12 protein-coding genes are annotated in these 13,390 nt (G+C 53.2%); 4 read left to right on the forward strand and 8 right to left on the reverse strand.

Features of this window, described 5'->3' with window-relative positions; translation table 11 throughout:
• Position 1 precedes the first annotated feature (1 nt).
• The 6 genes from E1297_RS45105 to E1297_RS45130 all read right to left on the reverse strand — a co-directional run bounded on the left by E1297_RS45105 (position 2) and on the right by E1297_RS45130 (position 5,552).
• On the reverse strand, positions 2 to 994 hold the full coding sequence (locus E1297_RS45105) for an ABC transporter ATP-binding protein (protein WP_155150115.1): 993 nt from the start codon (positions 992 to 994) through the stop codon (positions 2 to 4).
• On the reverse strand, positions 987 to 2,084 hold the full coding sequence (locus tag E1297_RS45110; RefSeq protein ID WP_155150117.1) for an ABC transporter ATP-binding protein: 1,098 nt from the start codon (positions 2,082 to 2,084) through the stop codon (positions 987 to 989). The genes E1297_RS45105 and E1297_RS45110 overlap by 8 nt, the downstream gene beginning before the upstream one ends.
• A 2-nt stretch (positions 2,085 to 2,086) precedes the next feature.
• Entirely contained in the window at positions 2,087 to 2,275 is a 189-nt protein-coding gene (locus E1297_RS45115) for a hypothetical protein (RefSeq protein ID WP_155150119.1), read from the reverse strand.
• Positions 2,272 to 3,210: a carbohydrate ABC transporter permease gene (locus E1297_RS45120; RefSeq protein ID WP_155150121.1), complete on the reverse strand. Its 939-nt coding sequence runs from the start codon at positions 3,208 to 3,210 to the stop codon at positions 2,272 to 2,274. The genes E1297_RS45115 and E1297_RS45120 overlap by 4 nt, the downstream gene beginning before the upstream one ends.
• Positions 3,207 to 4,154 (reverse strand): carbohydrate ABC transporter permease, encoded by a 948-nt coding sequence (locus E1297_RS45125; RefSeq protein WP_155150124.1) that lies wholly within the window; start codon positions 4,152 to 4,154, stop codon positions 3,207 to 3,209. The genes E1297_RS45120 and E1297_RS45125 overlap by 4 nt, the downstream gene beginning before the upstream one ends.
• Before the next feature lie 78 nt (positions 4,155 to 4,232).
• Positions 4,233 to 5,552, reverse strand: coding sequence for an ABC transporter substrate-binding protein (locus tag E1297_RS45130; protein ID WP_155150126.1), 1,320 nt, complete (start codon positions 5,550 to 5,552; stop codon positions 4,233 to 4,235).
• Positions 5,553 to 5,939: 387 nt separating this feature from the next.
• Between E1297_RS45130 and E1297_RS45135 the strand changes: the two genes are divergently transcribed.
• The 4 genes from E1297_RS45135 (at position 5,940) to E1297_RS45150 (ending at position 10,654) form a co-directional block, all read left to right on the forward strand.
• Positions 5,940 to 6,719 (forward strand): MOSC domain-containing protein, encoded by a 780-nt coding sequence (locus E1297_RS45135; RefSeq protein ID WP_209016375.1) that lies wholly within the window; start codon positions 5,940 to 5,942, stop codon positions 6,717 to 6,719.
• A 230-nt stretch (positions 6,720 to 6,949) separates the two neighbouring features.
• Positions 6,950 to 8,407, forward strand: coding sequence for a xylulokinase (xylB, locus tag E1297_RS45140; protein ID WP_155150128.1), 1,458 nt, complete (start codon positions 6,950 to 6,952; stop codon positions 8,405 to 8,407).
• Complete coding sequence (locus E1297_RS45145) at positions 8,404 to 9,351, forward strand: aldose epimerase family protein (RefSeq protein WP_155150131.1); 948 nt, start codon at positions 8,404 to 8,406, stop codon at positions 9,349 to 9,351. Before xylB ends, E1297_RS45145 begins: the two co-directional genes overlap by 4 nt.
• Before the next feature lies 1 nt (position 9,352).
• Positions 9,353 to 10,654 (forward strand): cytochrome-c peroxidase, encoded by a 1,302-nt coding sequence (locus E1297_RS45150; protein WP_155150133.1) that lies wholly within the window; start codon positions 9,353 to 9,355, stop codon positions 10,652 to 10,654.
• Here E1297_RS45150 and E1297_RS45155 read toward each other — a convergent pair whose 3' ends face one another.
• On the reverse strand, positions 10,655 to 12,166 hold the full coding sequence (locus E1297_RS45155; RefSeq protein ID WP_155150135.1) for a CRTAC1 family protein: 1,512 nt from the start codon (positions 12,164 to 12,166) through the stop codon (positions 10,655 to 10,657). It lies immediately after the preceding gene.
• Positions 12,156 to 13,373 carry an ROK family transcriptional regulator gene (locus tag E1297_RS45160; protein WP_155150137.1) on the reverse strand — a complete coding sequence of 406 codons (1,218 nt, stop codon included), beginning with the start codon at positions 13,371 to 13,373 and terminating at the stop codon, positions 12,156 to 12,158. Before E1297_RS45160 ends, E1297_RS45155 begins: the two co-directional genes overlap by 11 nt.
• Positions 13,374 to 13,390: the final 17 nt, after the last annotated feature.

A 13,390-nucleotide genomic window follows, 5' to 3' on the forward strand; every position in this document is an offset into this window, starting at 1 on the left:
CTTAATTCACTCGCGCGCCGGACGCGTCAAAATACAATGGGTTGTGTGGACGGATTTTTATAATTTTTCCAGATGGATAGTCCTGATGGACATCAATCAAGGTCACAACCGGGTGACCGTTTAAGTCCAGGTGCAACCGTGTTTGATCCCCAAGATGTTCAGCACGTATCACACGTGCTTCACTGCCTTCGCCTTCGATGATGTTTTCCGGGCGCAGGCCAATCTGCGGACCTTTGTGATCGCCTCCGAACAACTCGGACGGCAAGATGTTGATCCGAGGCAGACCCAACCGGCTGGCTACGTAAACACTACCCGGGTTTTCATAAATGTCCCGGGGTGTTCCGTACTGAACCAATTTGCCGTTTTCCAAAACGCCGATATGGGTCGCCATTGTCATCGCTTCGACCTGATCATGGGTCACGTACAGCAAAGTCGATCCCAGATCTGCCTGAATTCTCTTCAGTTCTAACCGCAAATCCGCCCGTAGCTTGGCGTCCAGAGAGCTGAGCGGTTCGTCCATCAGAAATATCTGGGGGTCGCGCACAAGCGCCCGTCCAATTGAAACGCGCTGCATTTCACCGCCAGACAATTCAGTGGCTTTGTTGTCCAGTTTTTGCGGAATCTGGAGGATCTCAGCGACTTCGTTTACCTTCCTCGTGATCTCATCCTCTGGTGTTTTCAGGATCGGAGAACGCAAAGGGAAAGACAGGTTTTCACGCACTGTCATATGCGGGTACAGCGAGTATTGCTGGAAGACCATGGCTATATCGCGCTGGGCTGGCGTTTCTATTCCAACGTCACGCCCGGCAATGCGCACCGTTCCTGAATCCAGTTTCTCAAGTCCGGATATCAATCTCAGCGTCGTTGTTTTTCCCGCTCCCGTCGGGCCCAACAACACCACAAAGGCCCCGTTGGGGATCGTCATTGAGATGTCATCCACCGCTTTAAGGTTGCCGAATGACTTCGAGATGTTCTCCAACACGACTTCAGCCATTGCTTAGTACCTCGTCGTTCAGAGCGGACCTCAACGCGCGCCCGGTAGATTTTTCAAACAAAGTTACTGCGGGAGAGCGGAACTCCAATCCTACTGTCTCACCGGGACTGACGACTTCGCGGGCATCAATCCGGGCTTTCAGCTCTCCGTTCGGGCTTTGCAACGTCACGATCTGAGTGGTTCCCAGGTATTCCGCTGCCAGAACCTTGGCCCGGTATGCGCTTGCATCCGACAGAAAGACATGTTCCGGACGGACACCAAAAACCAATTCACCCTCGGCCCCTTCCATCAGTCTGGGCACGGCTTCGTCATGGCCATTTAGTCGGACCATTTCCGAGCCGGGTTCGACCTTTCCCTGAAACGGCAGGAAGTTCATCGAAGGAGACCCAATAAAATCCGCCACGAACATCGTAGCCGGTTTGTCGTAGATTTCCTGAGGTGTGCCGAATTGCTCGATCACAGCGTTGTTCATCACTACGATCTTGTCGCCCATTTGCATGGCTTCCAACTGGTCGTGTGTAACGTAAACGGTGGTTGCGCCCATGCGATCATGAAGTGCGCGCAGTTCTTCGGCCATGTGCTCACGAAATTCGGCATCCAGGGCACCAAGAGGTTCGTCCATCATGAACGCCTTGGGCTCCCGAACAATCGCGCGACCCAGCGCTACGCGTTGCCTGTCGCCTCCTGAAAGCCCGCCTACCGGGCTATCGAGTATGTCGTTTATCCCCAGAATTCCGGCGACTTCCTCTACTTTGGCTTTGACAGCAGCACGCGGCATGCCCTGCGATATCAGGGGGTAGCTGATATTCTTGCGCACGTTCATGTGGGGATACAGTGCGAACATCTGGAACACGAAGGCAATGTCTCGCTCTGATGGCGGCCGCTGGCTGATTTCTTCACCGTCCAGATAGATTTCACCTGACGTTGGAAGTTCCAACCCTGCGATCATCCGCAGCGTCGTCGTCTTTCCGCAACCGGATGGCCCAAGCAGCATGAAAAACTCACCATCCTCGATCGTGAACGAGCTTTCGCGGACAGCCGTGAAATCGCCGAACATCTTCTTTACGTTTTTGACTACGATCTGGGCCATTTCTACTCCGGGAAATGGCTGACGATGATGAACATGACGGTTCCGATCAGCGTGACGATGAAGGAATAGGTGAAGGCCCAAAGGACAAAGGGCTGCATCAGCATGAAGACACCCAGTGCAATAAGGATGGTTGCGACCATCTCCCATGGGCCGCGGCGGAGCCGTAGTAATCCGGTAAGAAATTCGCTCATTTGCGCACGGCTCCGAATGTGATCCCGCGCAGCAAGTGTTTGCGCATCAGGATGGTGAAAATCATGACGGGGATGAGGAAGATCGTCGCGCCAGCTGCCACAGCAGGCCAGTCCAAGCCGCCAATACCGATGATGGTGGGAATGAAGGGCGGTGCAGTCTGCGCGTTCGCGGATGTCAGCAGCACGGCAAACGCGTACTCATTCCAGGCGAAGATCAGGCAGAAGATCGCAGTTGACGCGATGCCCGTGGCGGCTTGCGGCAGCACCACTTTGTAAAAGGCCTGAAACCTCGTGTAGCCATCTATGAGGGCGGCCTCTTCGTACTCTCTTGGGATTTCGTCGATGAAACCCTTCAGCAACCAGACCGCCAGGGAAATATTCACACCCGTATACAGCAGGATCATTCCCAGATGCGTGTCGCTTAACCCGAGGTTTCTGAACATCAAGAAGATCGGAATTGCGACCGCGACCGGGGGCATCATCCTTGTACTCAGGATGAAGAACAGAAGGTCGTCCTTAAGCGGTACTTTAAACCTGCTGAAGGCATAGGCGGCCAGTGTGCCAAGGAAGATACTCAAGAACGTCGAGCCGAACCCGATGATAACCGAATTCATAAAGCGCTCACCGAACTTGGATGGCCCCACAATCACCATGTCGTATTGGCGCACGATTTCATCGGCCCAGTTTTGTGGCGGGTTAGCTTCCAGGAACTCCTGCGTTTGCCGCGTGCGAGTGGTGAAGAGATTGACGTAGCCTTCAAGCGTTGGGTCAAAGACCACTTTGGGCGGGTAGCTGATCGCATCGGCCGGGGACTTGAAGCCTGTTAGCAAAATCCATACCAGTGGGATCATTGTGATCAGCGCATAAGTAATGACCAGGAATCCTGCGATCCACTTGGACCGTTTCGAAGGTTCAGTGACGGAAAAACTGCTCATCTCTGTTTCACCTTGTTCAGGGCTTTGACGTAGATCGACGCAAGGCCGAACACGGTGACGAATAGGATGATCGCATAGGCCGAGGCATAGCCCGTGCGCCATTTCTCAAACGCCTCCCGCTTGAGATTGATTGAAGTGAGTTCCGTAACAGAACCGGGCCCTCCACCGGTTAGCTGAACCACCAGGTCGAACATCTTGAAGTTCTCGATCCCTCGAAACAGCACAGCCAGCATCAGGAACGGCAACACCATCGGGATGGTGATCGTAAAGAACTGCCGCAGCTTGCTGGCTCGGTCGATCTCAGCCGCCTCGTAGATGTAGTCGGGAATGCTGCGCAGACCGGCCAGACAGATCAGCATCACGAAGGGGGTCCACATCCAGGTGTCGACAATCACGATCGCCCACGGGGCCAACGTGACTGATCCCAGCATTTCAAAGCTCGATGGGTCCTTGCCGGTAAACCAGGACACGATGTAGTTAAACAGGCCGATTTGAGGTTGATACAGGAACTTCCAGAAGTTCCCGACAACCGCCGGAGACAGCATCATCGGCAGCACGATAATCGTGGTCCAAAGATCGTTGCCCTTGAATTTTTTGTTGATCAGCCACGCCAGAGCAAACCCGATCAGGACCTGGAAAAAGATCGTCCAGAATAGGAAATGAGCCGTTGCTTGCATATTCAGCCAGGTGTCTGAGTCTGTCAGGATACGCTCGTAATTCCTGAGCCCGACATCTTTGACCTCACGCCCGATCCGGTTGGCCTTGTAGTTGGTAAAGCTCAGTTGGATGGTCCAAATCAACGGAAAGATGTTGATCGCCAGCAATAGAAAAATCGTTGGGGAGATGAATATCCAGGCGATCGCGCGGTCGGATAACCCTCGGATTTTTCGCGCAACTCGCTCGGGCGTTGCCTGCGCAACGCGATCTACGGTCCTGTCAGACATCTCTTTGCCAGTTCTTTTGGTTTCGGACTCACGGGTGAAGGTGGAGCGGGATTGCACCCGCTCCTGCCTGCCTCCGCACTACAGCTTGCCTTCGTCTTCGAAGACTTCCGTCCAATCTTGGATCAGAAGATCAAGCGCTTCTTGAGCTGTGCCTTGGTCGGCAACCACGTAGTCGTGGATGCGCTTCTGCATTGCCAGCAGCAGTTCCGCATAGGCAGGCTCTTGCCAGAAGTCCTGAACTCCAGCCATTGCTTCCAGGAAGTCACCGGCAAACGGTTGGCTGTCTACGAAACCGGGATCTTGCAGCACCGAGTTATGTGCCGAATAGCCTCCAAGTTCCCACCATTTTGCCTGAACTTCCGGCTGTGCAAACCATTTAATGTACTCAAGTGCGGCGTCCTGTTTGTCAGAGTAGCTGACGACAGAAATACCTTGTCCGCCGAGTGTCGAGCCTGGCTGATTTTGTGGTGGGTTCACGAAGAAGTCGATCTTGTCGCCGCCGGTATTAGGATCGGCATATAGACCAGGGAAGAACGCAAACCAGTTCATAGCCATAGCGACCTGACCGGACTTAAATGCATCCAAGCTCTCACCCATGTAAGAGTTGGTATATCCAGGAGGCGTCGCCGTTTTGTAGAATTCTTTATAGAACTCCAGAGCCTCAACCGCTTCCGGTGAGTTTACAGCGCCTTCCATGTCATATGAGCCCGGGGTGTTTTCGTATTTGAAGCCCCAAGGATACAGTGCTCCGGTCACACCCATGGTGATCCCTTCCGAGCCGCGCTCGGTAAAGATTGCTGCCCCATAGACGGTCTTGCCGTCGATCTCACGACCTTGGAAGAACTGCGCGATCTGCAACAACTCTTTCTGAGACTGCGGTTCACGTAGGTCCTGACCAGTCGCCTCTTTGTATGCAGCTTGAATTTCGGGGTTTTCAAACCAGTCCTTGCGATAGAACCAGCCATTCGCATCGCCCATCGCAGGCAGCGCGTAGTAATTTGGTGTGCCCTTGGGCCAAGTCGAATAAGCGTAGACCGTGGCCGGCGCGAAATCGTCCATGCTGATGCCTTCAGCATCGAAGAAGTCGTTCAGCTGGACATAGTGGCCGTTTTCGGCGCCACCGCCGATCCATTGGCTGTCACCGATCAACAGGTCGCAGAGCTTACCCCCAGAGTTCAGTTCATTCAGCATCCGGTCCGCAAAATTTGGCCAAGGAACAAATTCAAAGTTCATCGAGTGGCCAGACTCTGCTTCGAATTCCTTCGATAGCTCGACAAGCGCATTGGCCGGGTCCCATGCAGCCCAACAGAGCGTCAGATCTTCAGCATTTGCCTTGGTAGAAAGAGTAGTAGCGGCAAGGACTATTGCGCTGGCCGAGGCCAGTTTTGTGTAAGTCATCCATTCCTCCCTTTTTTGCGCCGTCAATCGAGGATGTGCGAATCGCGGCATACATCCAAGGCTATTTGAGGTACGCACCTCAAGTCCAGATATTTTTGAGGTTCGTACCTCAAGGGTCCGAAAGAGATCGCCAATTTAGTCTCTTAGTTATTGATTCTTAGAGAAATTGTTCTTTGAATCTGATGTGTATGTATTTTCGGCAGCGAGGTATTGAATGGTCATATCGACTTAAATGGGCGCAGCCGTCATGCGGCCGACAGGTTCAGTGAACCAGCTTCTGAAGCGCTCAAAAATTATTTGGTCGATACCTTTGAGAATTCGAGATAGCGTCAAACAGCGCGGACAACTCGGGGCCGTGCATAGTTCTTTTTGGTCGGGTGCAAACGTATGAACAATCTCTCCATCGTCCGATTGAACCGCTACCCTATAAAAGGCTTGAGTTCCGAGCCTATGAGAACTGTGACGCTGCGAGCAGGAGAGGGCATTCCAGGCGATCGCCTGTTCGGATTTGCTCGCTACAACTCCGGCTTCGACATGCAGAACCCAATGCCACTGCCGAAAGATCGTTTCGTCGTTTTGTTGAACGAGGCTGCACTGGCAGGCATTCAGACCAATTTTGAAATTGAGTCCCAGGCACTTGAGATCAATGCGAACGGAAAGACACGACGCTTTGATATGCGAGAGTCTGAAGATCGGGAGAAGGCGGCAGAGTTCCTTTCTTCAGAGATCGATTTAAAAGATCCGGAGCTGCCAAAGTTTGTCTCTGCTGCTCCTCATAGGTTTACAGATGTATCTGTCGTATCACCGCAAATGATGAACGCGATATCCGTTTTGAATCTGGCCTCTGTGAAAAAGTTGGGCGAACAACTGAACGCAGAAGTCCACCCGGCGCGCTTCCGAGCGAATATTGAGATAGACGGATTACCTTCGTTTGCTGAGCTGGAAGCAGTTGGATCAGTTTTAAGATTTGGCGATGTCGAGTTGAAGATACTCTCACGTACGAAAAGGTGTGCAGCAACTGAAGTGAACCCGAAAACGGCCGAGCGCGACTTGAAAATTCCCTACCTTATTCGGAAATTGATGGGCCATATGGATATGGGCGTCTATGTCGAAGTGGTTAATGGTGGAACGCTAACGGTCGGTCAAACTGGGGAAATACTCGCCTAGACCTTGCCGCCGCCAAAGTGGCTTTTCAAAGAGGTTTGAGCCATGTCCGGTCAGACGATTAAACTCAACTCTTGCTCTGTCTTTCTTTTGGCTAACGGGGGTATCGAAGGACGTTACGTTCGCGCTTTCTGATCAAGATATGATTAGAGGGAACTCCTTTGATGGAGCCTTGACAAGATTCCTGTTTCAAATAATTTTAATCATTAAAATATTTATGCAGGTGGTCCTCAATGTATCTGGGCTTAGATTTGGGAACGTCAGGTCTCCGCGGGATTCTGGTAGATGACACAGGACACGTCGTCGGTGATGCTGAAGTCAGCATTTCCACCTCAACGCCTAAGCCTGGCTGGTCTGAGCAGGATCCTTTGGATTGGACCAACGCTTGTGAAGAGGTTGTTGGAAAGCTTCGCGTCGGCAACCAGCAAGCATTCTCAAAATTGCGAGGTATTGGCCTAAGCGGACACATGCACGGCGCTACACTACTGGATTCTGATGGCGAAATATTGAGGCCCTGTATTCTTTGGAACGATACACGGTCAGCTGATGAGGCGAGGATACTGGATCAATCGCCAGAGATGCGCGCAATATCGGGAAACATCGTATTCCCCGGGTTTACATCGCCGAAACTCGAGTGGTTGCGCAGCCATGAGCCGGATGTGTTCTCAAAGGTGGGCAAGGTACTGCTGCCGAAAGATTATTTGCGGTTTTGGCTTACTGGCGAATATGTCTCAGACATGTCTGACAGCGCAGGGACATCGTGGTTGAACGTTGACACACGGCGGTGGTCAGAAAAGGCGTTAACGGTAGGTCACATGCGTGTCGAGCAGATGCCGCGCTTGGTTGAGGGCAGTGATCCGGGTGGAGAGTTGAGGGCCAATTTGAGGCAGGAGTGGGGGCTTTCGAATTCCGTCGTCGTGGCCGGCGGTGCTGGCGACAATGCTGCCGCTGCCTGCGGGATCGGGAGCATCAACGACGGCACCGGTTTTGTCTCAATCGGAACGTCTGGCGTGTTGCTTGTTGCGCGGGAAACCTATGCTCCTGATCCGGAATCTGCTGTGCACTGTTTTTGTCATGCGGTTCCTGATCGGTGGATACAGATGGGTGTCATGCTTTCAGCAACGAACAGCATGAACTGGCTTGCTCGCAACCTTGGCGAACCCGTGGAAAGACTCGCTTCAGCTATGCCTGAAAAACTGAACGGACCTTCAGCGATCACCTTCCTGCCATATCTGTCAGGAGAACGGACGCCGCATAACGATAGCCATATTCGAGGCGCGTTTTTGGGCGTAGACATCTCGTCGGAACCCGCTGAGTTGACCCAGTCCGTAATGGAGGGTGTTTCTTTCGGAATGAGAGATTGCCTGGAAGCACTGAAGAGCACCAGAACCCAGCCAGATAGCCTTATGGCAGTTGGAGGAGGTGCACGATCTCGGTTCTGGCTAGAAACTTTAGCTACTGTTTTGCAAGTTCCACTGGATTTGCCAAAAGGCAGCGAATTCGGTGCCGCAATGGGCGCTGCGCGCCTCGCGATATGTGCAGCCAACGATGCGGAACCAGCGCAAGTCATGACGCCGCCGGAAATTCAGGAACGCATCGAACCACGCGGCGATCTGATTGACGCCTACGAAAACGAATACCGGAGATACAAGCAATTCTATCAGGCGCTTGCGCCGCTGGCAGTAAGATGAAACCAGAAACGGGTAAAGCCTCTGGGATTGAAGCTGCAATTATCACGGACGGGGATATGCGTGTTTCGGTCCTGAACTATGGGGCTATTACGCTGGGGTGGTGGTACAAGGACGTCCCGCTCATCCTTGGGTTCGAGGACCCAAATGAGTATCTCACCGATACGCGTTACCTGGGCGCAATTGTTGGGCGCGTTGCCAACCGGATCAGCGGCGCGACGTTTGACTTGGATGGCACCAGTTTTGAATTGAACGCCAACGAGGGCAAAAACACCTTGCATGGCGGCGACGATGGGCTGTCTAAACAGTTTTGGGAACTCGAACAGATTGCACAGAACGAGGTTTTGCTGAGCTACGTTTCTCACGACGGAGAGGGAGGCTTTCCGGGGAATATCAGGTTCGAAGTCAGGATCCGCCTGCAGGGCTCACGCTTGGTCTATTCAATAACTGCACAGCCTGACCGGCCGACGCCGATAAGCATTACACAGCACAACTACTACACTTTGTGTGCTGCAGAAGGGGTAGACGAGCATAAGCTAAAACTCGCTTCAAATTGGTATCTGGAAATCGACGATCAGGGTATTCCGTCGGGCAGAGTGCTTCCGATCAACGGAAACGGGTTGGATTTTTCAACGCCCAATACGATTGGAAGTGCTTCCGAAGGGATTGATCACTTTTTTTGCTTTGATCATGATCGCGACCCAAATGCTCCGGTGGCGGAAATCACTTCACCCTCTGGCCTTGCGTTGACAGTGTACTCTGACCAGCCCGGAGCACAGGTTTATTCGGGCTATGAGCTGACGAAACCGCGTCGCGGCTCGCGTGGTGTGTGTATCGAGCCATCGGGTTATCCCAATGCACCGAATATCTCGTCGTTTCCCTCAATCATCTATACTCCGGAGAATCCGTATCGGCAGGAACTTATCCTAGAAGTTTCTGAGGAATGACATGAGAGCAGTTTCGCTATTCTTGATTATTGGCTCAACAATCTCAGCGGTGGGTGGTGCGCGTGCCCAATCGCTTGGTCCTCTGCCAGAGTTCCTCGAACCCGACTTTGCAAGTGCTGAGCTGGGGCGTTTGCTGTTCTATGACCCGATCTTGTCTGGCAACAAGAATATCAGCTGCGCGACCTGTCATCATCCCAGGCTTGGCACGTCCGACGGGGTTTCCCTTGGTATAGGGGAAGGGGGAATTGGGTTGGGGCCAGAGCGTACATTGGACCCAGAGAATACCCCGGAACAACGTATTCCTCGAAACTCACCGGGGCTTTGGAACCTCGGAGCCACTGAGTTCACGACGTTTTTCCACGATGGGCGACTAGAGGCAGACCCAACGCAACCTGATGGTATCAGAACCCCGTTGGGTACTCATATGCGGTCTGGTTTCAATTCAGCGCTGGCCGCACAGGCCATGTTCCCGGTTTTGTCGCCAGACGAAATGGCGGGTCACTACTCTGAGAATGACGTGAGCAAAGCGGTTCGCCTCGGATTTCTGACACAGCAAGGCGGTGCGTGGGATCTGATTGCAGAACGTGTTGCGGCCATTCCAGAGTATGAGCAGAGGTTTGAGGAATTAGCGCCGGAACATGGAGTTACGTTCACGGCAATTGCCAACGTAATCGCGGACTTTATCGCGTTCGAGTGGCGCGCGGATAACAGCCTGTTTGATCGTGCAATGCGAGGTGAGGCCGTGCTTTCAGAAGACGCCGAGATTGGCATGGGCCTGTTCTACGGAAAAGCTGGCTGCAGCAACTGCCACTCGGGCTGGTTCCAGACCGATCACAAGTTTCATTCGATCGCACTGCCGCAGATCGGCCCGGGAAAGGCGGCGCGATTTGAAAACCATGTCAGGGACGACGGGCGTCTTCGCGTGACCGGTGATCCCGACGACGCGTTTGCTTTCCGCACGCCATCTTTGCGCAACGTGACACTGACAGCTCCGTACGGACACAACGGAGCTTTTGCCGAACTTGAGGACGTCGTACGGCATCATCTGGACGCGGTTTCGTCCCTAAAAAACTACTCGATCGAGTTGGCCGCATTGCCGGACTTCCCGGGCCCCAAAGATCAAAGGGCAATGTCGGACAATCAGCACGTGGAGGCGATTGCCCAAAGCAACAGCTTGTCGAATGTTAAGCTAACGGATCAGGAAATCGACGCTCTTCTCAGATTTCTGGCAAGCCTTGAAGACCCGGCAGAGCGGCTAGGTGTGCCCGACCAAGTTCCAAGCGGGTTACCGGTTGATAAGTAATCAGCGGTGAAGACGTATGATTTGGTTGGGCTGATAGTCCAACCACTCGCTTTTCGCTCCATCCGGCCAGATCATGCGAACCTGCACGTGGTCCTCACTCCCAAGCCCAAAATGCTGAAACCCAGCGATACCACCAGCGTGACCGCCGCCGATTGTTAGCTCGCGGGTCTGAGCACCCAGCGAGGTTTTGACTTCAATAAATCCACCAATTGCTGCGTGATTGGATTGATCCTGAGTGACATCAATCAATAGCCAGTTGCCACCCTGAGAAGTGTTCTGGCTGACTTCGAGCTCAGAACCTCGGTTGACGACCACCAGATCCAGCTTCCCATCGTTGTTCAGGTCAGCAAGTGCCGCGCCACGAGACTTAGCCATCGAGGCAGCACCGGCATCTGCTGCAGCTTCAATAAACTGACCGTCGGGGTTCTGTAGTAGTAGGTTATTGGGGTCGTTCAGAGCCGCATCGGGCATTTGTTCTACGTTTCCCTTGGCCACGAATACATCGTCCCGGCCGTCGTTGTTGACATCGCCAAACTGTGCGTGCCACCCGGTGGATGGCCTTCCGTCTCCGCCGATGTGCGGTCTATGAGCGGTAGTACCCTTTTCGTAAGTTGCATCGCGCCAGGTCGGGCCGTTTGTCGCTGGGTCAAAAATCTGGAGTTTCTGATCCCCCATCGAGGTCAGATAAACTTCGGGAAATCCGTCTCCTGTAAGATCACGAGAGGCGATCCCCATTCCCCAGATCGAAAATGGAAGCCAGCCTTCGTCTTCCGAGTATTGCCGAGGCTCGGGTTCCATCGCCCATAACTGCTCGCGACCGCCGCGAACATAGTAGTGACGGTCGTTGCTGATGCGAAGATCAGCGCGGCCAGTTCGGGCCCAGTCCGAAAACAAAATGGAAAGTGAGCAGTAGCCGGGCTCAAGATGCAGCGGCTCGCGATACGAGTCGCCTTCTGGACGGTACAAAAGGGTTGGGCCGCAGGATTCAAAGGGACCTTCGGGATCAAACCGATCAACATAGGTGCCAAACGCCAAGGTCGGTAAAGTTTGCCCGCTTTCCCATGTTGCCGAGAACCCTGTGGTCCAGTGATCCTCGGACTGAAACCCGAGTTCAGTGAAAGGGCTGAATTGGCAGTCGGGATGGCCCCGAAGAAGCAGGTCTGGGCCAACACGCAAAATCGCCAGATCCATTACGCCGTCGCTATCAACGTCGAGAGGGTAGGCGCCGGTCACACCAGTCAGTGAAAGATCTTCAGGCGTCTTTGCCTGAAATGTTATCTGTTCCTTCGAGGTATTGATTAACAGTTGAGACCGGTTGGAACCACCAGCCAAAAAGAGTTCTGGCAGCGAGTCCCCATTGCAATCGAACACGGCCACGCCACCGCCGACAAAATGTTCCCACCCGCCATCATAGATATGTTTTGGTACATCTACGTTATTAAACTCAGGAGCATCTGCACCCGCATTCGCAACTGTGCCCAAAGTCGCAAATATCGCAAACTCAAGACGCATTCGCCGTCAGCTCCTTGACCTTGAGAATTGAGATTTGTTCAATTCCATAGGCTGCTGCCCCCTTGGCCCACATCATGTCACCCCAGTGATGAACTTTGATCTGGGGCAAAGGTGCATCGACATTCACAACGCCGTTTTGAATACGGGTCATAACTTCGTTGGAACACAAATGCTCAAAGCTTATTTGTGCCCCCGAGACGATGATGCACTCTGGGTCATACAAGTTGATCAGGTTGGAAATCCCGAGGCCAAACATCTGACCTGCGCGGGCAAGCACCGATGATGCTCTGTCGTCACCTGAGTTGGCGCGGTCATGTATGTCGGAGACGGTTTCCATGTCGTTGTTATGACCGGTGACTGTCATCTCGCGGATCAAAGCATAATCGCCCACATAGGCTTCTAGACATCCGCGTTGACCGCATTGGCAAAGGGCTCCGTCGAGTTGAACTTTGGTGTGCCCAAACTCAGCGCCGCAGCCTCGTTCTCCGCGATATAGTTTGCCATCCAATACGATGCCAAGGCCAACACCGTGTTCGATCGTAACAACGAGGAAGTTCTTTAGGCCCTTACCCAAGCCAAAAAGCTGTTCGGCCTTGGCGACAAGATTGGCGTCGTTGTCAACGAATGCGGGGCAGGGCAGCTCATTTGAAAGTAAGTGGCTAAAATCAATGTTTCTCTCAGTAATCGAAGAAGACCAGTGGACAAAATTCTTGTTTGCATCGACCAGTCCAGCGACCCCGATAGAAACACCTGCCAAATGAGCGACAGAACGATCGATCTGACTGCAGGTTTCTTCAAGAGCTTCGCGGATCGCCGATACAAATTCTTGCGGCGACATTCTGGCTTTATCCAGAGCATATTTATGGGATGCGAGTTCGTTACCTTCAAAGTCGACCAAGATAACTGAGATTACTTGCCGAGCCACCTTGAGGCCGGCCACAAGGTGCATCTGGCCGTCCAATTGCAGCAATACTCTGGGTCTGCCTCTCTTCCCCGACTTTGACTGTGCCTGGCTTTCAGTCTCTTTGACCAGCCCGGCCGAGATGAGATCAGCCGTGGCGGCGGTGACAGTCGCAGGGCTGGTTTGCAAGGCGGATGCAATATCGATCCGCGAAACGGATCCCTTTGCTCTGATGTGCTCCAATACCCGCAGGCGGGTCGTATTTCTTTGTTCCAAAGAAACCGGAGAGGCTTTGCTTTTCAGCATTTTGTCCTCGCGAATCT

Source organism: Roseibium sp. RKSG952 (assembly GCF_009711355.1).

What these genes read in the sequence shown, in the direction of transcription:
- E1297_RS45160 (WP_155150137.1), bottom strand. Translation starts at nt 13,373, where the DNA reads ATGCTGAAAAGCAAAGCCTCTCCGGTTTCTTTGGAACAAAGAAATACG.
- E1297_RS45125 (WP_155150124.1), bottom strand. Translation starts at nt 4,154, where the DNA reads ATGTCTGACAGGACCGTAGATCGCGTTGCGCAGGCAACGCCCGAGCGA.
- E1297_RS45130 (WP_155150126.1), bottom strand. Translation starts at nt 5,552, where the DNA reads ATGACTTACACAAAACTGGCCTCGGCCAGCGCAATAGTCCTTGCCGCT.
- E1297_RS45145 (WP_155150131.1), top strand. Translation starts at nt 8,404, where the DNA reads ATGAAACCAGAAACGGGTAAAGCCTCTGGGATTGAAGCTGCAATTATC.
- E1297_RS45110 (WP_155150117.1), bottom strand. Translation starts at nt 2,084, where the DNA reads ATGGCCCAGATCGTAGTCAAAAACGTAAAGAAGATGTTCGGCGATTTC.
- E1297_RS45120 (WP_155150121.1), bottom strand. Translation starts at nt 3,210, where the DNA reads ATGAGCAGTTTTTCCGTCACTGAACCTTCGAAACGGTCCAAGTGGATC.
- E1297_RS45115 (WP_155150119.1), bottom strand. Translation starts at nt 2,275, where the DNA reads ATGAGCGAATTTCTTACCGGATTACTACGGCTCCGCCGCGGCCCATGG.
- E1297_RS45135 (WP_209016375.1), top strand. Translation starts at nt 5,940, where the DNA reads ATGAACAATCTCTCCATCGTCCGATTGAACCGCTACCCTATAAAAGGC.
- E1297_RS45105 (WP_155150115.1), bottom strand. Translation starts at nt 994, where the DNA reads ATGGCTGAAGTCGTGTTGGAGAACATCTCGAAGTCATTCGGCAACCTT.
- E1297_RS45150 (WP_155150133.1), top strand. Translation starts at nt 9,353, where the DNA reads ATGAGAGCAGTTTCGCTATTCTTGATTATTGGCTCAACAATCTCAGCG.
- E1297_RS45155 (WP_155150135.1), bottom strand. Translation starts at nt 12,166, where the DNA reads ATGCGTCTTGAGTTTGCGATATTTGCGACTTTGGGCACAGTTGCGAAT.
- xylB (WP_155150128.1), top strand. Translation starts at nt 6,950, where the DNA reads ATGTATCTGGGCTTAGATTTGGGAACGTCAGGTCTCCGCGGGATTCTG.